Annotated in this window: 18 protein-coding genes and 2 pseudogenes; 13 read left to right on the forward strand and 7 right to left on the reverse strand. The window is 65.4% G+C overall.

The annotated features are described in order from the left end of the window. Nucleotides 1–9 precede the first annotated feature (9 nt). Nucleotides 10–291 carry a DUF2782 domain-containing protein gene (locus NMB96_RS07425; protein WP_095575361.1) on the reverse strand — a complete coding sequence of 94 codons (282 nt, stop codon included), beginning with the start codon at nucleotides 289–291 and terminating at the stop codon, nucleotides 10–12. Between the two features lie 77 nt (nucleotides 292–368). Here NMB96_RS07425 and polA point away from each other — a divergent pair, with 77 nt between their 5' ends. Next, entirely contained in the window at nucleotides 369–3,170 is a 2,802-nt protein-coding gene (gene polA / locus NMB96_RS07430) for a DNA polymerase I (RefSeq protein WP_183086928.1), read from the forward strand. 425 nt (nucleotides 3,171–3,595) lie between these two features. Here the strand turns inward: polA and hemF are convergent, their stop codons facing one another. The 4 genes and pseudogenes from hemF to NMB96_RS07450 form a co-directional block, all read right to left on the reverse strand. Continuing rightward, the gene (gene hemF, locus NMB96_RS07435) at nucleotides 3,596–4,495 is read right to left on the reverse strand and encodes an oxygen-dependent coproporphyrinogen oxidase (RefSeq protein ID WP_023905610.1); all 900 of its coding nucleotides are present in this window, start codon (nucleotides 4,493–4,495) and stop codon (nucleotides 3,596–3,598) included. Nucleotides 4,496–5,159: 664 nt separating this feature from the next. Beyond that, nucleotides 5,160–5,735, reverse strand: coding sequence for a hypothetical protein (locus NMB96_RS07440; protein WP_023905609.1), 576 nt, complete (start codon nucleotides 5,733–5,735; stop codon nucleotides 5,160–5,162). Then, nucleotides 5,732–6,448: a hypothetical protein gene (locus tag NMB96_RS07445; RefSeq protein ID WP_023905608.1), complete on the reverse strand. Its 717-nt coding sequence runs from the start codon at nucleotides 6,446–6,448 to the stop codon at nucleotides 5,732–5,734. Before NMB96_RS07445 ends, NMB96_RS07440 begins: the two co-directional genes overlap by 4 nt. Nucleotides 6,449–6,759: 311 nt before the next feature. Continuing rightward, nucleotides 6,760–9,120: pseudogene (locus NMB96_RS07450) on the reverse strand (S9 family peptidase). Between the two features lie 464 nt (nucleotides 9,121–9,584). Between NMB96_RS07450 and NMB96_RS07455 the strand changes: the two are divergent. From NMB96_RS07455 to NMB96_RS07465, 3 genes and pseudogenes are all read left to right on the forward strand, one after another. After that, a pseudogene (locus NMB96_RS07455) lies at nucleotides 9,585–10,436 on the forward strand (IS5 family transposase). A 299-nt stretch (nucleotides 10,437–10,735) separates the two neighbouring features. Next, a complete protein-coding gene (locus tag NMB96_RS07460; RefSeq protein ID WP_183086927.1) occupies nucleotides 10,736–12,079 on the forward strand; it encodes an AMP-binding protein in 1,344 nt (447 codons plus the stop codon). Between the two features lie 35 nt (nucleotides 12,080–12,114). Then, complete coding sequence (locus NMB96_RS07465) at nucleotides 12,115–13,128, forward strand: hypothetical protein (RefSeq protein WP_023905424.1); 1,014 nt, start codon at nucleotides 12,115–12,117, stop codon at nucleotides 13,126–13,128. A gap of 1 nt (nucleotide 13,129) precedes the next feature. On the opposite strand, the gene NMB96_RS07470 is transcribed toward NMB96_RS07465, so the two are convergent. Further along, nucleotides 13,130–14,158 (reverse strand): chorismate transformation FkbO/Hyg5 family protein, encoded by a 1,029-nt coding sequence (locus NMB96_RS07470; protein ID WP_255086600.1) that lies wholly within the window; start codon nucleotides 14,156–14,158, stop codon nucleotides 13,130–13,132. Beyond that, nucleotides 14,155–15,501: an NAD(P)/FAD-dependent oxidoreductase gene (locus tag NMB96_RS07475; protein WP_255086944.1), complete on the reverse strand. Its 1,347-nt coding sequence runs from the start codon at nucleotides 15,499–15,501 to the stop codon at nucleotides 14,155–14,157. The genes NMB96_RS07470 and NMB96_RS07475 overlap by 4 nt, the downstream gene beginning before the upstream one ends. Before the next feature lie 341 nt (nucleotides 15,502–15,842). Between NMB96_RS07475 and xanC the strand changes: the two genes are divergently transcribed. The 9 genes from xanC to NMB96_RS07520 all read left to right on the forward strand — a co-directional run bounded on the left by xanC (nucleotide 15,843) and on the right by NMB96_RS07520 (nucleotide 22,517). After that, on the forward strand, nucleotides 15,843–16,112 hold the full coding sequence (gene xanC / locus NMB96_RS07480) for a xanthomonadin biosynthesis acyl carrier protein XanC (protein WP_006451937.1): 270 nt from the start codon (nucleotides 15,843–15,845) through the stop codon (nucleotides 16,110–16,112). 37 nt (nucleotides 16,113–16,149) lie between these two features. Beyond that, on the forward strand, nucleotides 16,150–16,833 hold the full coding sequence (locus NMB96_RS07485; protein WP_084217926.1) for a COG4648 family protein: 684 nt from the start codon (nucleotides 16,150–16,152) through the stop codon (nucleotides 16,831–16,833). A 53-nt stretch (nucleotides 16,834–16,886) separates the two neighbouring features. Further along, nucleotides 16,887–17,636: a lysophospholipid acyltransferase family protein gene (locus tag NMB96_RS07490; RefSeq protein WP_183086926.1), complete on the forward strand. Its 750-nt coding sequence runs from the start codon at nucleotides 16,887–16,889 to the stop codon at nucleotides 17,634–17,636. 71 nt (nucleotides 17,637–17,707) lie between these two features. Next, entirely contained in the window at nucleotides 17,708–17,935 is a 228-nt protein-coding gene (locus tag NMB96_RS07495; RefSeq protein ID WP_023905418.1) for an ApeI family dehydratase, read from the forward strand. After that, nucleotides 17,932–18,906 carry a lysophospholipid acyltransferase family protein gene (locus NMB96_RS07500; protein ID WP_023905417.1) on the forward strand — a complete coding sequence of 325 codons (975 nt, stop codon included), beginning with the start codon at nucleotides 17,932–17,934 and terminating at the stop codon, nucleotides 18,904–18,906. The genes NMB96_RS07495 and NMB96_RS07500 overlap by 4 nt, the downstream gene beginning before the upstream one ends. Beyond that, nucleotides 18,830–19,477, forward strand: a complete 648-nt coding sequence (locus NMB96_RS07505; RefSeq protein ID WP_043889503.1) for a LolA-related protein — start codon at nucleotides 18,830–18,832, stop codon at nucleotides 19,475–19,477. Before NMB96_RS07500 ends, NMB96_RS07505 begins: the two co-directional genes overlap by 77 nt. Continuing rightward, a complete protein-coding gene (locus NMB96_RS07510) occupies nucleotides 19,474–19,734 on the forward strand; it encodes a hypothetical protein (RefSeq protein WP_255086601.1) in 261 nt (86 codons plus the stop codon). The genes NMB96_RS07505 and NMB96_RS07510 overlap by 4 nt, the downstream gene beginning before the upstream one ends. Beyond that, nucleotides 19,724–22,090 carry an MMPL family transporter gene (locus NMB96_RS07515; RefSeq protein ID WP_255086602.1) on the forward strand — a complete coding sequence of 789 codons (2,367 nt, stop codon included), beginning with the start codon at nucleotides 19,724–19,726 and terminating at the stop codon, nucleotides 22,088–22,090. Before NMB96_RS07510 ends, NMB96_RS07515 begins: the two co-directional genes overlap by 11 nt. Beyond that, nucleotides 22,077–22,517, forward strand: coding sequence for a hotdog family protein (locus NMB96_RS07520; protein ID WP_255086603.1), 441 nt, complete (start codon nucleotides 22,077–22,079; stop codon nucleotides 22,515–22,517). Before NMB96_RS07515 ends, NMB96_RS07520 begins: the two co-directional genes overlap by 14 nt. The last annotated feature ends 108 nt before the right edge of the window (nucleotides 22,518–22,625 follow it).

Consider the following 22,625-nt stretch of genomic DNA (forward strand, 5'->3'; position numbering starts at 1 on the left):
AATCCCGAATCACCAGCTATACAACTTCCAATACACCTTGTTGACCTTGTCCTTTTCCGCATCCGTATGGCCGTCGTGATCGCGGTCGTACAGGAAGTAGGGCGCACCGCGCGCGGGCGTCACCCGCACCATTTCCAGTTGGCCATTGACGCGGTACTCGTCGACCTTGTCGCCGTTGCCCATGGTCTTGCTGGTGACATCCGCACCGGCCGGCACGTTGCCGCTGGCGCCGCTGGTGGCGCAGCCGCCGAGCAGCAGTAACGGCAGCAGCAAAAGACTTGCTCTCATCATCGTCGTCATCCGTTCTAGGTCCTTGCTCAGTATGCGCTGGGCGGCGTGGGGTGAGCGTGCAGCGGTAGAATTGGCCGATGAGCAAATTAGTCCTGATCGACGGGTCCAGTTACCTGTATCGCGCGTTCCACGCGCTTCCGCCGCTGACCAATGCCCAGGGCGAGCCCACCGGTGCCTTGTTCGGTGTGGTCAACATGCTGCGCGCCACCTTGAAGGAACGTCCGGCCTATGTCGCGTTCGTGGTGGATGCGCCCGGCAAGACCTTCCGTGATGACTTGTATGCCGACTACAAGGCCAATCGCCCGTCGATGCCCGACGACCTGCGCGCGCAGGTGCAGCCGATGTGCGACATCGTGCATGCGCTGGGCATCGACATCCTGCGCATCGACGGCGTGGAAGCCGACGATGTGATCGGCACGCTGGCCCTGCAGGCCGCCGCCGATGGCTTGAGCGTCACCATCTCCACCGGCGATAAGGACTTCGCGCAGCTGGTGCGTCCGGGCATCGAACTGGTCAACACCATGAGCGGCAGCCGCATGGATTCGGACGAGGCGGTGATCGCCAAGTTCGGCGTGCGCCCCGACCAGATCGTCGACCTGCTGGCGCTGATGGGCGACACCGTGGACAACGTGCCCGGCGTGGACAAGTGCGGCCCCAAGACCGCCGCCAAATGGCTGGCCGAATACCACTCGCTCGACGGCGTGATCGCCAACGCCGACAAGATCAAGGGCAAGATCGGCGAGAACCTGCGCGCCGCATTGCCGCGGCTGCCGCTCAACCGCGAACTGGTCACCATCAAGACCGACGTGACCCTGGCCAGCGGCCCGCGCGCGCTGGACCTGCGCGAGCCCAATGCCGAAACGCTGGCGGTGCTGTATGCGCGCTACGGCTTCACCCAGGCATTGCGCGAGCTCGGCGGCGCCGCTGCCCAGGCCGGCCTGCTGACCGAGCCGATGCCGTTGGGGGCCGCTGCAGCCAGCGCCCGCACCGAACCCGGCCGCGCGCGGGGCACCGGCTTCGTGTCCGGCCCGGTCAGCGCCCCGGTGGAAGTGGACCCGGCGCTGTCGGCACCCGGCCAGTACGACACCATCCTGACCCAGGAACAGCTCGACAGCTGGATCACCCGCCTGCGCGCGGCCGGCCAGTTCGCCTTCGATACCGAAACCGACAGCCTGGATCCGCTGCAGGCTGACCTGATCGGCCTGAGCGTGGCCGCCGAGCCCGGCCAGGCGGCGTATCTGCCGTTCGGCCACAACTTCCCCGGCGCCCCGGCCCAGCTCGACCGCGCCCAGGCGCTGGCGCAGTTGGCACCGCTGCTCACCGACCCCGCCGTGCGCAAGCTCGGCCAGCACGGCAAGTACGACCTGCACGTGATGCGCCGCCACGGCATCGCCCTGGCCGGCTACAGCGACGACACCTTGCTGGAGAGCTTCGTGCTCAATTCCGGCAGCGCCCGTCACGACATGGACAGCCTGGCCAAGCGCTACCTCGGCTACGACACGGTCAAGTACGAAGACGTCTGCGGCAAGGGCGCCAAGCAGATCCCGTTCGCGCAGATCAGCCTGGACGACGCCACCCGCTACGCCGCCGAAGACGCCGACATCACCTTGCGCCTGCACCACGTGCTCGGCCCCAAGCTGGCCGCCGAGCCGGGCCTGGAGCGCGTCTACCGCGAGATCGAGATGCCGCTGGTGGAAGTGCTCGCCCGCATCGAAGCCAACGGCGTGTGCGTGGACGCGGCCGAACTGCGCCGCCAGAGCGCCGACCTGTCCAAGCGCATGCTCGCCGCCCAGCAAAAAGCCACCGAGCTGGCCGGGCGCACCTTCAACCTGGATTCGCCCAAGCAATTGCAGGCGCTGCTGTTCGACGAACTCAAGCTGCCCGCCGTGGTCAAGACGCCCAAGGGCCAGCCCTCGACCAACGAAGAGGCGCTGGAAGCCATCGCCGACCAGCACGAGCTGCCGCGGGTGATCCTGGAATACCGCGGGCTGACCAAGCTGCGCAGCACCTATACCGACAAGCTGCCGGAGATGATCCACCCGCAGTCCGGGCGCGTGCACACCAGCTACCACCAGGCCGGCGCCGCCACCGGGCGGCTGTCTTCGTCCGATCCCAACCTGCAGAACATCCCGATCCGCACCGAAGACGGCCGCCGCATCCGCCGCGCCTTCGTGGCCCCGGCCGGGCGCAAGCTGATCGCCTGCGACTACTCGCAGATCGAGCTGCGGATCATGGCGCACCTGTCCGGCGACCCCGGCCTGGTGGGCGCGTTCGAGTCCGGCGCCGACGTCCACCGCGCCACCGCCGCCGAAGTGTTCGGCCGCACCATTGACACCGTCAGCGGGGATGAGCGCCGCGCTGCCAAGGCGATCAACTTCGGCCTGATGTACGGCATGAGCGCGTTCGGCCTTGCCCGCCAGCTCGGTATCGGCCGTGGCGAGGCGCAGGACTACATCGCGCTGTACTTCAGCCGCTACCCCGGCGTGCGCGACTTCATGGAAACCACCCGCCAGCAGGCGCGCGACAAGGGCTACGTGGAAACCGTGTTCGGCCGCCGGCTATACCTGGACTTCATCAACGCCGGTAGCCAGGGCCAGCGCGCCGGCGCCGAGCGCGCCGCGATCAACGCACCGATGCAGGGCACCGCCGCCGACATCATCAAACGCGCCATGGTCAGCGTGGACGGCTGGATCGCCGATCACGCCGAGCGCGCGCTGATGATCCTGCAGGTGCACGATGAACTGGTGTTCGAAGCCGATGCCGACTTCGTCGACACGCTGCTGGGCGAGGTCACCACGCGCATGTCGGCCGCAGCTGAATTGCGCGTGCCGCTCGTGGTCGACTCCGGTGTCGGCGATAATTGGGATGAGGCGCACTGACCCGGCAGATAACGCTGATATGCTGAATGCGCAGACCAGACATTATGCGGATTAGGCCTGCGTCGATGGAATGAATAACCGCTAAATTCTACATATTTTTAACAGTTATCTTCACGATCCATCAATGTAGAAAATGTTGTTATATCCCTCGACGGGCGCAACGCCTGTCGGCAGATCTCTCCCATCCCCTGGAGCAGATCTCGGAGCGGAAACTACTCCCCAAGTTTCCGTTCCCTGGCCCCGCCGACCTCCCCCTGGTCTGCGGGGCTTTTTATTTTCACGCTTGAATTTTGCTCCGCAACATAAACGGCTCATTGCGTGAGACGAATGATTCGGTTGCGCCGGCAATCACAAATTTAAACAGACTTAATTAAATCAATCAATCAACACAGCGTTTCATTCAAAGCCGTGTTTAATCAGCCCGTTCAGCCTAGCCAATCTCGCGGCACCAGATAGTCCATCAGACGCGCCTCGGCGCTGCCCGGTTCCGGTGTGAATCCGTATTCCCAACGCACCCGCGGCGGCAAGCTCATCAGGATGCTCTCGGCGCGCCCGCCGCTCTGCAGGCCGAACAGGGTGCCGCGGTCGTAGACCAGGTTGAATTCCACATAGCGGCCGCGACGGTAGAGCTGAAACTCGCGCTCACGCTCGCCGTACGGCGTGTCCTTGCGGCGCTCGACGATCGGCAGGTAGGCATCCAGAAAGCCGTCGCCAACCGCGCGCTGATAGGCAAAATCGCGTTCGAAGTCCTTATCCAGGTCGTCGAAGAACAGCCCGCCCACGCCACGCGTCTCGTTGCGGTGGCGCAGGAAGAAGTATTCGTCGCACCAGCGCTTGTGCGCGGCATAGCGTTCTTCGCCAAATGGGGCGCACAGCGTCTGCGCGGTGCGGTGCCAATGCAGCACGTCTTCGTCGACGGGGTAGAACGGGGTCAGATCGAAGCCGCCGCCGAACCAGGCCGCCACCACGTCGCCATCGCGCTCGGCGCGGAAGTAGCGCACGTTGGCGTGGGTGGTGGGGATGTGCGGATTGTGCGGATGGAACACCAGCGAGACGCCGCAGGCGCGCCAGGTCGCTCCGGCCAGCTCGGGCCGATGCGCACTGGCCGAAGGCGGCAGGCGTGAGCCGGACACATCCGAAAAGCCGATGCCGGCCTGCTCGAACACTGCGCCATCGCGCAGGATGCGGGTGCGCCCGCCGCCGCCTTCTTCGCGCTGCCAGAGGTCTTCGGCAAAACGCGCGCTGCCATCGATGGCTTCCACGGCAGCGCAGATACGGTCCTGCAAGCCGGTCAAATAATCGCGTACACGGTCGAATTCGTTCATGCCCCGATTCTAAGCGGTGCATCCTGGTTCGTGCATCGGGGCGAACGCGCCCGTTTGTCGCAGGGCGAGGCAATGCTTCGCGTGGGCAGCTAGCGGACGGGCACGGGGGCCCGACCAACTAGGCTGCTGACTGTGCTCTTGCACTCCATCTCAACGTCGTTACGATCCGAAATCTCGGTTGTCTTGGAGTGGTTGAGCAGCGCGGATAGATCAGTTGTATAGATCAGTTGTAGAGCGGCTGATCTGCCGATTTGCTGCAGGGCCCTTGCCCGCCCACCCTCGCGGGACACGCCGCAAGTACGTCCATGTAGGCTCTTACGCGGCATCCATGCCGCGTAAGGTCCCGCGACGGTGGGCGGGCAAGGACCCGTCAAGATGGTCGGTGTGCATGGTGCAAGCAGTGCATGACTTGCGTCGTTTGAGTAACGGCGCGCCCGATCAGCTTCGCAACGCAGCGCGATCAATAGGCAGGCTTTCAACAGAGCAACCTACAAACTTTCTGGTGCGGTGCCCTTACCGATTGCGGGACCGTGTGGCGGCATGGATGCCGCCACCGAGCCTACAAGGACGTACTTGCGGCGTGTCCCGCGAGCGGTGAGGGCATCGCGCCCTCGACGCGACTGGCACGCCGTGGACGCTGTCCACGCAGCAGATCAGCGAACGATCACGCCAAGCGCGATGCAGCAAATTCAGCGCGCACGGCTGGCGTACACAGCCGCCACGCCAGCACTGCGTGGATGCAGCCGATTGCCAGGACGCCCGCTCCGGTCAGCAGCAAGGCGAGTTGGCGCGTCGTCTGCAGGCGCGCCTGCAATTCCGGCCACTCCGGGCTGTGCAGCACATCGGCGGGCAGCATGGCCTGCACACCCTCGAACAACGGCCCGATCAACGCCAAGCCGCCGAAATTGAGTAGCCCTGTCACCAGCAACACCGCCACAAACCCGACGCGCGCCCATTCGCGTCGCTGCAGCAACGCCCAGCTGAGCCACGCAAACGCGGCCGATAGCACTGCACCTGCAACCGACAACGACAGCGCATGATCGATCAGCCATTGCCACGACGCCGGCAGTGTCATGCCGTCCGGCAACCCCATCGACGTCGCGTCCGGCATGATCGCGATCATCATGATCTGCAGCAGATTGCCCATCGCGCTGACCAGCCCGAGCAGCAACGAGATCCACGCCAGTGGCGTGACAAAGCCGCCATGCGACCGCGATGACGGTGGCAGCGGTGCGTTCATTGCAGCGAGGCGATATGTGCGGCCACCGCAGCCTGGCCATCAGGATCCAGCGACGGCTGCAGTTGCGCGTACCAACCCGGCAGCGCATCGGCCGGCAGGCACTCGCGCAACAACGGCGTGCTGCGCTCAAGGAATGCTTCGAAAAACGGTAGCCCGCGCACGTAGAGGAAATGGCTGTCGGTGATCGACATTCCTGCGTATGCCTCGCGCAACCATTCCAGATGCGGCAACGCGTGCGCACCGTGGCCGGCGCGGGTCAGCGCGGTGAGGAAACTGGTGCGTGCGGTGGCCGGCGAGGTGGAGCGCTCCTGCGCGTTCAAATCATCGAAGGTCAGCAGCCACTGCTCGCCACGATCGATCTCGTTGCACATCACCGAGGTGGTCGCCAACTGCAGCGCGTTGTGTGCGGTGGGCTCCAGCTCGTACAGCGCCAGCCAGTGCGGGTACGCCTCGCGATAGCGGTCCAGCGCGCTCAATGCCAATGCACACAATCGCTGCGCATCGGCGCCCAGGTGCAGCTGTGCCTGCGCGGCGTTGTAGGCGCCCACCTGATCGCCGCGCTGAAACAGCGTCAGCGCTGGCAACAATGCGGGGTCGATCTCGGCTTCGGTTTCCGTGTCGTCGGCTGCGGCGGCCGGCGCCACTGTCGGTTCGGCTCGTGGCGTCTTTGCCGCCGGGGTCTTGCGTCCAAACAATCGGTCCCACAGGCCCATCGCGATTACCTTCTGCGCGCCGGTCGGTGAATGGATAGCCGCTGCGGTGCCGGCGGCGCTCCGGTCGGGCGGCAGACCGATGCAGAGGGGAGCGCGATGCGCCAGCGATCTGCCGATCCTGCGTCAAGCTTAGAGCCAGTTGCGTACGTGGAGGTGAGTGCCAGGCACGTTGTTGCGGGGCGATGCGTACGCGACACCACGCGTGCAACGCGCGCTACCTGCTGCTTGCCGCAAGAGCCGGATGCTGGCGCTGCATGAGATGTCATGGGCCGGGCGACGCAGCATGCATCGCCCGGCCGCAATCGCATGCCTTACGGCTTCACCTGCTCATTGAACAGTTTGAGGATGCGCTTGTATTCGTCCAGCCACGAATCGGCACGCGTAAAGCCGTGGCGTTCCAGCGGATACGGCGCCACCTGCCAGTTGTCCTTGTGCAGCTCAACCAGTTTCTGGGTCATGTCGACCGAGTCCTTGAAGAACACGTTGTCGTCGATCATGCCGTGGGCGATCAGTAGATGGTCCTGCAGCCCGTCGGCGTAGTTGATCGGCGAGGAGGTCTTATAGGCCTGCGGATCGAGCTCGGGGGTGTTGAGGATGTTGGAGGTGTAGTCGTGGTTGTACTGCATCCAGTCGCCCACCGGCCGCAGCGCTGCGCCGGCCTTGAAGGTGCCGGGGCTGCGGAACAGCGCCATGTAGGTCATGAAGCCGCCATACGAGCCGCCGTAGATGCCGGCGCGTGCACGGTCGCCCTGTTTGGTGGCGACCAGCCAGTCCAGGCCGTCCAGATAATCCTCCAGCTCCGGATGCCCCATGTTGCGGTAGATCGCGGTGCGCCAGTCGCGGCCGTAACCTTACGAGGCGCGGTAATCCAGATCCAGCACGATGTAACCCTGCTGCACCAGCAGGTTGTGGAACATCTGCTCGCGGAAATACGGTGTGTAGCGTTGAGAGACGTTTTGCAGATAGCCGGCGCCGTGCACGAACATCACGATCGGATACTGCTTGCCGGGCTCGGGGTTCTGCGGCCCGTAGTATTTGCCCCAGACCGTGCCGGCGCCATGTTTGGACGGTACCTGCACGTACTGCGGTGCGATCCACGGCTGTGCCTTGAAGGCCGGCGTGCGCGTGTCGGTGAGCACCGTGGCCTGGCCACCGGTTGCCGGCACCACCGCCAACTGCGGCGGCAGATAGGCGCCGGAGTAGCGCACCAGCAACTGCTGCCCATTCGGCGACAGGCTGAAGCCTTCCACGCCGTTCAATGCAGTGACTTCGCTGAGCTGGTCGGTGCGCAGATCCAGCTTGCACACCTCGTAATCGCCCGGCCATTTCTGATTGCACAGGAAATACATGCCGCTGCCATCGGCGCTGGGCACCGGCATCGACACTTCCCACTTGCCGCGCGTGCGCTGGCGTGGCTTGCCGTTGCCTTCCACCGTGTACAGCTGCGAATAGCCGGATTCTTCCGAGAGCAGCCACAGCGTGCGGTTGTCTGGCAGCCAGCCGAAATCGTTGAAGTCCCAGTTGATCCAGGCGCTATCGCTCAGCCGATGACGCGGCTGCAGTTTGGCCGCATCCAGATCCACGCTGGCGATCCAGCGGTCCTTGTTGTCCACCGCGCGGATTTCCACTGCCACGTTGCGGCCATCGTCGCTCCAATGCACCGCCGGGCCGTTGCCGTCGCCATCGCTTTCCACGCGCACCGGGCGGTTGCCCTTGAGCGGGTCGCGCTTGGCGGCCTTGCGCAATGCGGCCAGCGGGTCGGTGGCGATGCCGGGCAGCGCGTCGAAAGACAGCTGGCGCGCGCTGCCTGCGATCACGTCGACCAGCCATAGCGTGTGTGCGGCTGGCATGTTGCGGCCGACGCGGGGGCGGGTTTCCTGGAATTCTTCGTAGCCGGATTCGGTCACGTACTTGGGCATCTTGCCGGCCTGGCCTTCGTCGGCATTCTTGGCCTGGGTCATCACCAGCAGGTGGCGGCCGTCCGGCGACAACGCGCTGTCGACGATCTCCACCTCATCGCCCAGATACACCGGTGCAGTGGCACGCGTGGTGTCGGCGCGACGCCAGGTGTCTTCCTGCGTGCGCAGCGCCTCGCGCTGCTCGCGGTCGCGGCGCAGCGTGGCCAGCGTGGCCAGTTGCTGCTCGCGCAACACATCGGCCTTGGGCGCGGCATCGGGATCGCGTTCGGCCTTGACCACCGCCACCTGCGCGGTGCCGCCATCGGCGCGCCAGTGATACCAGTTGTTGCCCGCACGCCAGATCGCACCGCCATCGCTGGCAAATTGCGGACGCGATTCGACCTCGTTGCTGCGGGTCAGCTGGGTCAGCGCGCCCGAGCGCAGATCACGCAAAAAAATGTCGCCATTGCGCGCGAACAGCATGCGCTGGCGCGTCGCGTCGTAGCTGGGGTTGGCCGCATCCAGGCCGGCACGGGCGTTATCGGCCACGCGTTCTGCCGCCGCGCCGCCGGTGCCCTGGCGATAGGTGTCGCGCACCGGGCTGCCATCGCGCTTGAGCAGGTACTGCACCTGTTTGCCATCCCACTGCCACCAGGCCTGATCCACCGATGGCCCGATCCAGTCGGGGTCGGCCATCACCTGTTCGATGGTGAGCGGGGCGGCAGACTGCGCATGCGCAGTGGCGGCCAGCAGCAGAAGGGTCAACGGCAACAATCTGGGCATCGGACACGGCTGAACGCAAAGGAGAGCGCGCAAGCCTAGCAGTTCGTCTCCGCAGCGGGCTTGGGCTACAGGTCATGCGTGCGTGGCTGCGCGCGACGCAAGGCGGAAAGCACATGTGCGCGACGAGCGAGCACGACCATTTCGTGCGCTGTGCAATGCGTGCGGCCGCAGGTGCCAGCAGTGCGCAGCATCAGCAAGGTGCGATGCGGTAGTGCGAGGAGGACCACTTCAAATCCACTGTGCTGGCGATGCAAAAGACGCGCGCGTGCTGCTGCGAGAGTGCAGGCGAAAAAAGCGCAAATGCCGCCGAAATGTCTGAAACGCACCGTCTGCTGGAGATTGCGCCCGCATGCCATCTACATTGGATCGAACGCATGCGTCGCAGCGGCTAGGGAAGGTCTGATCAACTCACCACAGATGCGCGACACTACCCGCCTCATGTGGAGGATTGATCCATGCAACTGACGTTCGGTGACGCTGAGGGCCTGGGCAAGCGCAAGCAGACCCGGCGGGAGATCTTCCTGGCCGAGATGGAGCAGGTCGTTCCGTGCCAGCAACTGCTCGGGCTGATCGCGCCGCACTATCCGGCGTCGGGGCGGCCAGGGCGGCAGCCGTACGCACTGGCGACGATGTTGCGGGTTCATCTACTGCAGCAGTGGTATGCGTTGAGCGATCCGGCGCTGGAAGAAGCGCTGCACGAGATTCCGACCTTACGACGCTTTGCCCGGCTCGGGGGGTGGACAACGTTCCGGACGAGACCACGATTCTCAACTTTCGATGCCTGCTGGAGACCCGTGGTTTTGCCGCGCGGGTGCTGGAAGCGGTCAACGCGCATCTGGCGCGCAAGGGCCAGAGCCTACGCTCCGGGACGATCGTCGATGCGACGCTGATCGCTGCGCCCAGTTCGACCAAGAACGCCGACCATGCGCGCGACCCTGAGATGCATGAGACCAAGAACGGCAATCAGTGGTATTTCGGGATGAAGGCGCACATCGGCGTAGACAAAACGCGACGAACTGCAGGCCTGCAAGGCAGACTTCTTCATCGCCGCCAGGCCCTCGACGGTGCAAGCCATCGGCAACAACTGCGAGCGTGCTCGGGAACAGCGTTGGGAACACTTCAAGGCCAGCGTGCGCGCGAAGGTGGAGCATCCATTTCGAGTGATCAAGCGCCAGTTCGGTTACACGAAGGTCCGCTATCGCGGTCTGGCCAAAAACTCCGCACAAGTGCTGACGTTGTTTGCGCTGTCAAACCTGTGGATGAAGCGAAAGCAGCTACTGCCTGCGATGGGGAGCGGGCGCCTGTAACCCAAGGAATTGCAACGGAAAGCACCAGAAATGGCGAAATTCCGAAGATCCAAACGCCACTCTTCGGAACGATGCGACATTCCGCCCTTTCAGGCCTCGTTGTTCAGACCTTCCCTAGCGTCGCCGCATAGGTGGAAGCTGGACGATCGGCGAGGTGATCATTCGCCGCGCCACGCAACCAAGAACGCATGCCACCCAGCCACTTCGATCAACGCGATTCACTGCAGACGGGAACCTCCCGACTTGCCAGCAGCTCAGGTGCCGGCCAAGCTAGCGCGCTTTTGCGACTGTCGGTTCACATGTCCAGCCTGCCTGCTCCTGTTGTTTCCCACCCGATGGCCGTTGGCGCGCCCGGCCGGCCGTTGGCCTGGCGGGCAGGGCAGTCGGTGGATCTGGCCACCTTCATCGCGCACGTGCACGGTCTGGCGCAGCAACTGCCCGACGGCCGCCACGCGGTGAATCTATGCGAAGACCGCTACCGTTTCATGGTGGCGTTCTATGCCTGCGCACTGCGCGGGCAGGTGTCGCTATTGCCGTCTTCGCGCGCACCGGCAGTCGTCGGCGAAGTGCAGGCGCGTCACGCCAATGCGTATTGCCTGGGCGATCTGGCTTTGGAGCTGGCGCCACCGCGCTATTGGCAATTGCCGGCCGTGTTGCCGCAGGCCGACGGCCCGATGCCGCAACTGGCCGACGATGCCCTGGTGGCGATCGGCTTCACCTCCGGCAGCACCGGCAGCCCGCAGCCTAACCCAAAAACCTGGGGCAGTTTCTTGACCAGCACGCGCCAGGACCTGGTCGCTCTGGAGAGCCTGTGGGCGCACAGCGATGCGGTGCCGCACGTGGTGGCCACGGTGCCGCCGCAGCACATGTACGGCATGGAGTTGTCGGTGCTGCTGCCGATGGTGACCACGCTGGCCGTGCACGCGGGGCGGCCGTTCTTCCCCGACGATGTGGCGCACGCACTGGCAGAAATTCCCGAGCCGCGGCTGCTGGTGACCACCCCGGTGCACCTGCGCGCGCTGGTCGAATCCGGCGTGCAGTTGCCGCCGCTGGCCGGCATCGTGTCTGCCACCGCACCGCTGACGCAGGACATCGCCGCTGCGGCCGAAGCCCGCTTTGGCGGTGAAGTGCGCGAGATGTTCGGTTCCACCGAAACCTGCGTGTTCGCCGTGCGCCGCACCGCGCTGGAAGTGGCATGGACCCCGCTGCCTGGCGTACGCCTGGAAACACAAGCCGCCGGCACCCTGGTGCACGCACCGCATCTTGCAACACCGGTGCTGCTGGCCGACATGATGGACGTGGCCGAAGACGGCCGTTTCCAGGTGCGCGGCCGTCAGGCCGACCTGCTTGAAATTGCCGGCAAACGCGCCTCGCTGGCCGACCTCACCCGGCGCTTGCTGGCCATTCCGGGTGTTGTCGACGGCACCATCGTGCAGCTCACACCGGAAGCAGGGCAGGCCGTCGGCCGCATCGCCGCCCTGGTTGTCGCCCCCACCCTCGACGAAGCACACATCCTCGCCGCCCTGCGCGTCAGCGTCGACCCGGTCTTCCTCCCACGCCGCCTGCGCAAACTGCCCGCATTGCCACGCAACGAAACCGGCAAACTGCCGCGCGATGTGGTGCTGGGCTTGCTTAACGGCTGAGTGATACTTGGCGCACACCAAGGAGGCGTGACCGCATGCGCAAGGGATCTGCAAGCAGGAAATTGGTGATCGCCACGGTGGTCGTGTTGGCGGTTGCTGCGATCTGCGTGGCTTGGCTGCGATGGCATCGCCTCGATCAGGTAGTTGGGGCGAATCCAGTGCGTGCGCCCAGCGCTGTCACGTTGGGAAGACAGGCCAAGCCTGGCGTAGCCTCGGCGCCGCTCCCGCCCGCCGACGTGCCGCTCCGCCAGGTCTTCAACGAGCTCAGTCGTCGCGCTGAAAAAGGTGATCCCGCTGCCGCATGCCGCCTGGCCAGCGAGCTTGATCGCTGCGATGGGATCCAGCAGCAACTTGCCACTTACGACGAGCTGGCATGGCGCGCGCAGCGTGCCCGTGAGCGAAAGGTCGTCACCCCGAATGAGGGCGCCAATGCTGATGCATGGAACAAGATGCTGGACGGCATGGCGATGGGGCTGGTCAAAGCTGCCGATCGTTGCGAAGGTATTCGGCAGGTTTCCGTCGCCGAACGGGTCGCGTTGTGGCGACAAGGGGCGCTTGGCGGCAATCCGGGTGCGCTGGCGCATTACGCGGTCGGTAACGCGTTTCGGCGTCGCGACATGCTGGAGCTTCTGCCGGAATTGCAGCGCTATCGGAAAGAAGCTGAATCCATGGCGCTGCAGGCAGCATCGCGCGGAGATCTGCAGACCTCGCTAGCCTTGGCGGCCGCCTACTCGCCACGCCGCGATACCGGTGAACGCTTTTTTCTGGCGCAGGTGGTTAAGCCGGATCTTGCGCGGTCCTTGGCGTTGTATCGACGCGGCAGCCAGCAACTGCCTGCCACCGCAGGGCTGCGATCACGCGAGGTGATCGACGACAACATCGCCTGGTTGCGACAGCACGCAACAGCCAGCGATCTTGCAAGGGCCGACGTGTTGGGCAACGAGTGGGCGCGGAAGTGGTCTGCCGCGCCTTCGGCTACATTAGCCGGGATGACGGTCAACGACGACGGCGGTGTGGGCGATATCCAGCCTGCGCAATGCGCTCAATAACTCACCCATGCACCCCATCGATCTCCACCGCCAACTCGTCGCGGCAGATCACCGCGTGCAGCAGCAGGCGCGGCACGGCGTCACCGAAGCGGGCGTCCAGTGCTTGCGCAACCTTGGGCAGGTCGTCGTGCTCGCGCACGTAGACCTTCAAACGCGTGCCGGCGCCGAATTGCGCGGGCAGGGCGGGGGCGTGCTGGCGTGCGGCGCCGAGCAGGGCGTCGAAGTTGGCGAAGGTTTCTTCCAGCTGTGCGAGCAACTGGCCGGTGTGCATCGAGGCATGCCCGACCACCGCGGCGGTGCCTGACAGCAGCAGCGGCATGTCGCTGCCGGCCGGCGGCAGCATGGCGCGCGCAAAACTCGGTGGCTGCGGGCCGTACTGGCGCGGGTAGTTGTAGGCGCTGACCTGGCGCGGATTTTCCAGCGGTGTGCCGGCATCGGCGGCGGCCAGCCAGTAGATCTGGATGATGCGCTCGGCATCGCAACGGCCCACCGCGGTAGCGGCGGGCAGCTGCGCAGTATCGAACGCGCCCAGGCCGCGTGCACGGCCGATGCAGAACTGCCGATAGCGTTCGCGGTCGCCGCTGCCCAGGGTGATCGCATCCAGGTAATTCCAGATGCGCAGCAGGCGTGGAGTCTGGCTGCCGGTGACGAAGGCGGTGATTTCCGCATACGCCTTGGCGGCGGCTTCCTCGATGTCCACATCCTGCTCGTCGATCTCGATCACGCCGAACTGCAGGCGCCCGTCGCTGGACCAGGCGATGTTGCCGTCGCGCCCACTGCGCACCGGCGAGTCGCTGCGCCACACTTCCAGCACGCTGGCCTGATAGGGCTGCAGTGGCACGTGATAGGGCTGCAGTGGCACGCGCAGGTAACGCGGGTCGTCCAGATGCGCCGCCGCAGTGCCAAAGCCGAACACGGCCAGCACCTGCGGATCGGTGAGCAGGGCAGACGGGTCGGTCTGGTCAACATAGTCGACCTGCAGGCGGGGATGGCGCACGGCGTGCGTGGTCTGGGCCTGGAAAGCGGTCATTGCGTATCTCGTTGTTGCGTATCGCGTTGCAAGGTGTCGCCATCGAAGCCGAGCGTGGCCTGACGCCGGCGTTGCCGCCAGGAGTGCCAGGCGCGCGGCATCATCGACAAGGTGGTGATGGCGTAGATGGCGCGGAACGCACGCAGACGCAGGCGGACCTTGGGGCTCTCGAACACGTCGCCGGCCAGCATCGCCACCACGGCTTCTTCGATCTGCCAGGTGTTCTGCGGTTGCGCGAACAGGGTGCGCATGGTCGGCGAGGTGAAGCGGTAGATGAACCACTTGAACTCATCCACGCCGCGCTTGAGTTCACGCTGCAAGGCCCGCTGCAGTTTCGCCTCGTGCTGCGGCGTGCGCAGGGCCTGGTTCACCATCGCCGCACCGCGCTCGGCGCTGTGCATGGCCAGAAACACGCCCGAGGAAAACATCGGGTCGACGAAGGTGTAGGCATCGCCGAGCATCAGCCAGCGCGGGCCGGCCATGCGCGTGCATTCGTAGGCATAGTTGCCGGTGGCGTGCACCGGTGCCACGCGCTCGGCGCCGTGCATGCGCGCGGTGACTTCGGCATTGAGCGCCAGCGTACGCATCAAAAAGCCTTCGCTGTCGCCCTTGCGGGTCTTCATGTATTCCGGGTAGCAGACCGCGCCCACGCTCATGATGTCGTCCGGCAGCGGGATCAGCCACATCCAGCCGTGCGCATGCCGGTAGATGCTGATGTTGCCGGCATCCTCGCCCGGCCGGCGCGCCACGCCGCGGAAATGGCTGAACAGCGCGGCCGATTGATGCTTGGCATTGGCGCGTTTGAGCTTGAAGCGGTTGCCCAGAAAGGTGTCGCGGCCGCTGGCGTCGAGCAGATAGCGCGGGCGGAACTGCTGCTCGCCGTCCACGCCACGTGCCTGCAATACCGGCTGTTCGCCATCGAAGCTGACCTGTTCGACCTTGATCTGTTCGCGCGCATCCACGCCAACCGCACGCGCGCGCTCGAACAACACCTGGTCGAACTGCGCACGCGGCACCTGGAAGGCGAAATCGGCCTTGGCATCGAGCGCACGCGAGAAGCGAAAGGTGTTGTAGCCGCCGGCATCGTTAGGAAAGTCAGCGCCGCGCTTGAGCACGCCGATATCGCGGACTTGTTCGAGTACGCCCAGTCGTTCGAGGATCGGTACGTTCATCGGCAGCAGCGATTCGCCGATATGGAAGCGCGGGTGCTGCTCCTTTTCCAGCAGGGTGACCTGCCAGCCCTGCTGCGCGAGCACGATGGCGGCGGCGCAGCCCGCTGGCCCGCCGCCGATGATCAACACATCCGGACACTCGGGTCCGGGGGCCGGCCCGGCTGCCGGCATGGCGGTCGGGGTGGGGCGAACAGCGGTGGAAGTCATCCTGGAACGAACCTGCAGCGGGCGAGCGTCATGCAGTCATGATAGCCTGACCGGCGGCCCGGACAGGTGCACCCGGATTGCCTCACCGCTCTCACCCGATCAGCAGCAGACCGACGGCGCGGCCGCTCAACGGACGTGGCCGGTAGCCGGAAGTGGCAGCGGCGACAACGTACACTGCGGTTCCAAAGCATCCGCCCGCCTCGACCTGCCAGTTGTTTGCGACGCGTTGCTGGTTGTTCGAATTGATTGCCTTGAATTGATTGTTCCGAATTTGTTGCCCGACCCTCACCTGTGGAAGCTTCTGGATGTCCCTGCAAACCGCTGCCGAACGTGAACTGGCCGAACTCCTGGTCGAAAGCCTGAACCTGGAAGACGTCCAACCCGCCGACATCGATCCGGAGGCGCCGTTGTTCAATACCGGGCTGGGACTGGACTCGATCGACGCGCTGGAACTGGCGCTGGCGATCAGCAAGCGCTATGGCTTCCAGCTGCGCTCTGACAACGACGAGAACCGTCGCATCTTTGCGTCGCTGCGCGCATTGTCGGCGCATGTCGAAACCAACAAGACCGTCTGATCTGCCCACTGTAGCGCCTGCCGATGCACCCCCGTGGGTGCTGGGGCTGGGCGTGCTGCTGGCGGTGGCGTATTCGCCGTTGGCGCACTGGGCCAACGCCAGTCATCGCCCGGACCTGGCGGTCATCGCCGGGGCCTTGCTGGTGCTGATGGTGTTGATCGAACCGATGGTCGCGCGCCGGGCCTGGGCCTGGGCGCTGGCGTTGCTGACGTTGGCCGGCCTGAGCGCGTTGTGGCACTCGCCGTACGCGATGCTGCTGCTGGCCGCGCCGCCGGTGGTGTTCACCGGCTGGATCGCCTGGTTCTTCGGCCGCAGCCTGCGCCGCGGGCGCACGCCGTTGATTACGCGCATTGTCGAAGGGCTGTATCGCCAGGCCGGCATGCCGATCACGCCCGAGCAGTACCGCTATACGCGTCGGCTCACGCTTGCCTGGGCGCTGCTGCTGTGCGCCCTGACGCTGGTGAATCTGGTGCTGGGCCTGTGCGCCGAACCCAGTGGCGTGCTGGCGCAACTGGGCTACGCCTCGCCGCTGCCGATCAGCGACGCGCGCGCCTCGTTGTTTGCCAATCTGCTGGCGTATGGCGTGGTTGGCGGGTTCTTCGTGGGCGAATATCTATTGCGCGGCCGCTGGTTTCCACAGCGTCCCTATCGTAATCTGCCAGACTTCTTGCGCCAGATGGCGCGGCTCGGGCCGGAGTTCTGGCGCGATCTGCTGCGCTGAGTGCGTGGCCAGGGGCAGCGACGTACGTGCACATTTTCAGGGACAAGACAAAAATGCCGTTGGCAAGGATGCCGTCGCGCCTGGCGTGGGCCGTGTTCAACCTGTTGCAGCTGGCCTTTACGCTGATCTTCACCGCTGGCGGGATCGTGTATTGCCTGGTGTTGCTGGCGATCACCCGCGACCCCGATCGGTTGCTGCGCATGGGCGGCTGGATGTGGTCGCCGGTGCTGTTTCGCGGCGCCGGTGCCCAGGTGATCGTGGAAGGCCGCGAGCGCGTGGACTGGTCCAAGAATTACCTGTTCGTCAGCAACCACCAGTCGGTCATCGACATCTGCGCGTTGTTCTATGCATTGCCGGTGCCGCTGCGGTTTCTGCTCAAGGACGAAATGCTCAAGGTGCCGTTCGTGAACTGGTTCGCGCGCGGTACCGGCATGCTGTTTCTGGACCGCGACAGCCGGCGTGCCGGGGCGATGGTGCGGCGTCAGGCGGCCGCGCTGCTGCGCGAGGGCAAACAGTTGTGTCTGTTTCCCGAAGGCACCCGCAGCCGTAGCGGCGCACTATTGCCATTCAAGGCCGGGCTACTGCAGGCCGCTATCGATGCAGGTGTGGCGGTGGTGCCGGTGGCGCTGGACGGCTGCGGCAAGGTGCTGCCGGTGGAGGGTATGTTCAGGGTGCGCCCCGGCATCATCCGCGTGCGCATCGGCGACCCGATTCCGGTGACCGGGCCGGATGCGCCGGACCGCCAACAATTGACCGAGCAGGCACACGCCGCTGTGGCGGCCATGCTTCAACCCAGGATCTGAGTTACCCGCTTATGGATTTCGTCGTGCCACATGATCATCCCTGCCTGCCTGGGCACTTCCCGGGTCGCCCCGTGGTGCCCGGCGTGGTCGTCCTCGATCACGTGCTGCAGGCGGTGGAAGCCGCGCATGGCCCACGCGCCGCGATGCGCTTGCCGCAGGTGAAGTTCGTACAGCCCTTGCTGCCCGGCCAGAATGCGTCGGTGACGCTGGACGGCGCTGGCCCGCGTTGGCGCTTTCGCGTGCAGCGCGCCGACGAACTGCTGGTCAGCGGCGAGCTGGTCGCGGAGGCGGCGCCATGAACAGCCAGTGGAAACAGCGCCCGGAAGGCGGCGGACGTTTTGCGTTGTGGCTGATCCGCGGCATCGCCCGGTACGCCGGGCGCTCGGTGGCACGCGCGCTGCTGTACCCGATCACGCTGTACTTCCTGCTGGTGCGTGCGCCCGAGCGCCGTGCCTCGCGTGCCTATCTGGCGCGTGTGCTCGATCGCCCGGCCACGCTGCGCGATGTGGCGCGGCATATCCATACCTTCGCCTCGACGATCCTGGACCGCGTGTACATGCTGTGCGGGCAGATGCAGCGCTTCCAGGTCGACATCACTGGCCTGGATCAGCTGCACACGCAGATGGATCGCGGCCGCGGCGTGCTGATCTTCGGCTCGCATCTGGGCAGCTTCGATGCGCTGCGCGTGCTGGCCACCGAACGCCCCGACGTGCAGGTCAAGGTGGTGCTGGACAAGGCGCATAACCGCGCCATGACCGACCTGCTGGGCGCGCTGAATCCGCAATTGGCCGCCAACATCATCGACGCCGGCATGGATGCGACCTCGATCGTCATGGCGATCAAGGACGCCACCGACGCCGGCGCGCTGGTGGCGTTGCTGATCGATCGCCCGCGCGAGGGCGACCCGGCATTGCCGGCGATGTTCCTCGGCCGCAACGCGATGTTCCCGACTTCGCCGTGGCTGATCGCTGCGGCGCTCAAGGTGCCGGTGGTGCTGGCGTTCGGCCTGTATCGCGGCGGCAATCATTACGAGCTGGCGTTCGAGACCTTCAGCGAAGGGCTGGATGTGCCGCGTCGCCAGCGCGCGCCAGTGCTGGCGGTACTCATGCGTGATTACGCGGCCAGGCTGGAACATTACACACGCTACGCGCCGTACAACTGGTTCAACTTCTACGATTTCTGGAACACCCACCATGCCGATGTGCCGCACCCTGCCGTGGATGCTGATACTGCTGTTCAGCGCCGCACCGCTATGCGCCGCACCGCCTGAGACGCTGGACGTCGGCCAGGTGCTGCAGCGCCTGGCACGTCCCGCACCGGTCAGTACCGAGTTCGTCGAACTGCGTGGCTCGGCCCTGCTGAAGACACCGTTGCGCGTACAGGGCCATTACCGCCGCCCGGACGAACAGACCTTGGTGCGCGAGGTCAGCGCGCCATATCGCGAAACCACCACCTTGCGTGGTGACGAAGGCGTACTGGAGCGCGAAGGCAAATCGCCACGGCGTTTTTCGCTGAGCCGGGTGCCCGAACTGGCCGGCTTGAAATCCGGCTTCGGCGCATTGCTGGCCGGCGACCGCGCGCTGCTGGAGCAGCAGTACCGCGTCAGTGGGCAGGGCCAGCCGCAGGCCTGGCAACTGACGCTGCAGCCCAAGGACGCCGCCGTGGCAAAGCAGGTGCGTGAGTTGCGTCTGTACGGGCGCAACGATGAGCTGCGCTGCATCGAGAGCTTGCCGGCCAAGGGCGATGCGCAGCGCACGCTGCTGGCTGGTGCGGCGCGCGAGGCCGCAAGCGTGACCGATGCGGCGGCGCTGACCACGCTGTGCCATGGGTCGGGCGCGTGAGCCATCGCGTGTGGGTGTTGCGTGCGCAGTCGGGACACGCGCTTAGCAAGGAAAACGCGACCGCATTCGGCAAATTAGAGGCGCCGGTGCTGCACGTCTTCAACAGAACGAACGCGTCACTGCAGCCCGCCCTCAGAAAAAACAAAGCGCCGTTGCAGCCCGCCCTCAGCAGAAAGAACGCGTCACTGAAGCTGGATGCCGCGCGCGCGGCCGGTGGACGTTCCGCTGGCGCAGTGAGGCTTTCGCATGGCGCTTAAATTGAATGCAAACCGCCGCATCGGCCTTGCGCTGCTGTGGCTGGCCTTGCTGGCAGTCGCCGGCTTCTGGTTGAGCGAGACGCTGAAAGTCACCGGTGACTTGCGGAAATTCATGCCCGCCCCGCGCACGCCCGCGCAGAAACTACTGATCGAAGAACTCGGCGAAGGCCCCGGCTCGCGCCTGTTGCTGATGGCGCTGTCCAACAGCGATACGGCCACGCTGGCCGCGCAGTCGCAGGCACTGCAGCAGGCCTTGGCCGCACAGCCAGAGCTGTTCGAACTGGTCGGCAATGGCGGCAATGCGGGGTTGGATGCGATCCCCGAGCGCTTGCTGCCGTACCGCTATCTGCTCAGCGACAGCTTCGATAAAACCCCGCTGGATGGGCAGACCTTGCAAGCTGCATTGCAGGCGCGCGTGCAGGATCTGGGCTCGCCTGCGGCCGCGACGGTGGAGCCGTTGCTGCCGCGCGATCCCACGCTGGAAATCCTGCATCTTGCAGAAACCCTGCAACCTGCCGCCGCGCCGCAGACGCGTAACGAGGTGTGGTTCGACCGCGCCGGCACCTCGGCCTTGCTGATCGTGCAGACGCGCGCAGCCGGGTTCGATCCCACCGGCCAGCAACTGGCGTACGACGCGGTGCAAGCGGCGGTTGCCAAGGTCAGCAAGGGCACCTCAACAACACTCATTTTGACCGGCCCCGGCGCGTTTGCGGTGGAAATCACCGCACGCACGCAGAGTGAGGCGCAATGGATCGGCACGCTGGATACGGTGGGGCTGGTGCTGTTGCTGCTGGTCGCTTATCGCAGCTGGAAGATTCCGGTGCTTGGCGTGCTGCCGTTGGCGAGCGCGGGTCTGGCCGGCCTGGGCGCGGTGGCGTTGCTGTTCGACGGTGTGCACGGGATCACCGTGGCGTTCGGGTTCACCCTGATCGGCGTGGTGCAGGATTATCCGATTCACCTGTTCAGTCATCAGCGCCCGGGGCTGGATCCACGCGACAACGCGCGCCATCTGTGGCCGACGCTGGCCACCGGCGTGGTCTCCACCTGCATTGCCTACGTGACCTTCCTGTTTTCCGGGGTGGATGGTTTGCGCCAGTTGGCGGTGTTCACCATCGCCGGGCTGGCCACCGCCGCCATCACCACACGTTGGCTGCTGCCGTCGTTGATCGACCCGGCGCCGCGCGACTATGCCGACTCGCGTGCCCTGGCTGCGCTATGGCGTGGCATCGCGCGCTTGCCGCGGCCGCGCATCAGTCTTGCGGTGATTGCCGTGATCGGCATCGCGGTGATCGTGTTTGCGCCGGGGCAGTTCTGGCAGAACGATCTGTCGAAATTGACCCCGGTGCCGCCCAAGGCGCTGGCGCAGGACACGCAGTTGCGACAGGAACTGGGCGCCCCCGATGTGCGTTACGTGCTCGCGTTGCCCGCAGCGAACGATGAGGCGGCGCTGCAGGCCAGCGAGCAATTGCGTCCGCGCCTGGACGCCCTGGTGCGCGCCGGTGCATTGACCGGCTACGACATGGCTGCGCGCTATCTGCCCAGCGCCAAGACCCAGCGTGCGCGTCAGGCCGCATTGCCGGATGCCGCGCAAGCGCGCGCATTGACCGACAGCGCGGTGGCCGCCACGCCGTTCCGCAGCGATGCGTTTGCGCCGTTCCTGCAGGATCTGGACGCTGCCAAGCAGGCCGCCCCGCTGTTGCCGAAGGACCTGGCCGGCTCGCCGCTGGCAACCTCGGTCGGGGGGCTGCTGCTGGGGCGTGGCGATCGCAGCACCGCCTTGGTGTCGTTGACCGGCTTGCGCGATCCGGCCGTGTTGGCCGCAGCCGTACAAGGCAGCGGCGCGCAGTTGCTGGATCTGAAAGATGCTTCCGAGTCTTTGGTCGCCGCGTATCGCGGTCGTGTGCTCGGCGCATTGGTGCTGGCTGCAGTGTTGTTGGCAGTGACCGTTGCCATCGCGCTGCGCAGCCCGCGCCGCATCGTGCGGGTGTTGTTGCCGATGGCGCTGACCACGGTACTGATCCTGGCGATCCTGCGCGGGATGGGGGTGGAACTCAATCTGTTCCATCTGATCGCGCTGATTCTGGCGGCCGGTTTGGGCCTGGATTACGCGCTGTTCTTCGACCACGCCGGCGACGATCACGCCGACCAGCTGCGCACGTTGCATGCGCTGATCGTGTGCAGCCTGATGACCTTGCTGGTATTCGCGCTCTTGGCCGCGTCTAGCATTCCGGTATTGCGTGCGATCGGCAGCACGGTGGCACTGGGCGTGTTGTTCAATTTCATTCTGGCCTTGCTGGTGTCGCGCGAGCCGGCGCTGGAACGCACAAAGAACGGAGAACCGCATGCAGGGACGTGAGGCGATTGCCGCATTGATTCCGCATCAGGGCAGCATGTGCCTGTGGGAAGAAGTGGTGGAGTGGGACGCGCAGCGCGTCGTGTTGCGCAGCCTTGCCCATCGTGGTGACACGCATCCGCTGCGTTCTAACGGCCGCCTGCGCGCGTTGCATCTATGCGAATACGGCGCGCAAGCCATGGCCGTGCACGGCGGCTTGCTCGGTCGCGCATCGGGCAAACCGGTACGTCCGGGCATGTTGGTGGCGCTGCGCGCGGTGGAATTGCACGTGGCCTATCTGGACGCGCTGCCGGATGCGATCGTTTGCGAGGCGCAGGTGCTGATGCAGGGAGAGGACAGCCAGCAATACAGCTTCCGCTTGATGCATCAGGACCAGTTGCTCGCCGAAGGACGTGCCACGGTGATGCTGGGTGCGGCGCAGGCCCCGTAGGAGCGCGCTTGCGCGCGATGAGGCGTTGTCGATAACGCTTCATCGCGCGCAAGCGCGCTCCTACGGAAGGTGGGCGATCAAAATGCGGGCGATCTATTCCTGCGCTTG

The sequence above is a fragment of the Xanthomonas hortorum genome (assembly GCF_024339125.1).
Taxonomy (GTDB): domain Bacteria; phylum Pseudomonadota; class Gammaproteobacteria; order Xanthomonadales; family Xanthomonadaceae; genus Xanthomonas; species Xanthomonas hortorum.

Bases quoted from the DNA above. Each gene is read 5' to 3' on its own strand.
- NMB96_RS07500 (WP_023905417.1), top strand. From the start codon at position 17,932: ATGAACAGCCAGTGGAAACAGCGCCCGGAAGGCGGCGGACGTTTTGCG.
- NMB96_RS07470 (WP_255086600.1), bottom strand. From the start codon at position 14,158: ATGACCGCTTTCCAGGCCCAGACCACGCACGCCGTGCGCCATCCCCGC.
- NMB96_RS07425 (WP_095575361.1), bottom strand. From the start codon at position 291: ATGATGAGAGCAAGTCTTTTGCTGCTGCCGTTACTGCTGCTCGGCGGC.
- hemF (WP_023905610.1), bottom strand. From the start codon at position 4,495: ATGAACGAATTCGACCGTGTACGCGATTATTTGACCGGCTTGCAGGAC.
- NMB96_RS07460 (WP_183086927.1), top strand. From the start codon at position 10,736: ATGTCCAGCCTGCCTGCTCCTGTTGTTTCCCACCCGATGGCCGTTGGC.
- NMB96_RS07490 (WP_183086926.1), top strand. From the start codon at position 16,887: ATGCCGTTGGCAAGGATGCCGTCGCGCCTGGCGTGGGCCGTGTTCAAC.
- NMB96_RS07505 (WP_043889503.1), top strand. From the start codon at position 18,830: ATGCCGATGTGCCGCACCCTGCCGTGGATGCTGATACTGCTGTTCAGC.
- NMB96_RS07515 (WP_255086602.1), top strand. From the start codon at position 19,724: ATGGCGCTTAAATTGAATGCAAACCGCCGCATCGGCCTTGCGCTGCTG.
- NMB96_RS07465 (WP_023905424.1), top strand. From the start codon at position 12,115: ATGCGCAAGGGATCTGCAAGCAGGAAATTGGTGATCGCCACGGTGGTC.
- NMB96_RS07520 (WP_255086603.1), top strand. From the start codon at position 22,077: ATGCAGGGACGTGAGGCGATTGCCGCATTGATTCCGCATCAGGGCAGC.
- xanC (WP_006451937.1), top strand. From the start codon at position 15,843: ATGTCCCTGCAAACCGCTGCCGAACGTGAACTGGCCGAACTCCTGGTC.
- NMB96_RS07475 (WP_255086944.1), bottom strand. From the start codon at position 15,501: ATGCCGGCAGCCGGGCCGGCCCCCGGACCCGAGTGTCCGGATGTGTTG.
- NMB96_RS07440 (WP_023905609.1), bottom strand. From the start codon at position 5,735: ATGAACGCACCGCTGCCACCGTCATCGCGGTCGCATGGCGGCTTTGTC.
- polA (WP_183086928.1), top strand. From the start codon at position 369: ATGAGCAAATTAGTCCTGATCGACGGGTCCAGTTACCTGTATCGCGCG.
- NMB96_RS07445 (WP_023905608.1), bottom strand. From the start codon at position 6,448: ATGGGCCTGTGGGACCGATTGTTTGGACGCAAGACCCCGGCGGCAAAG.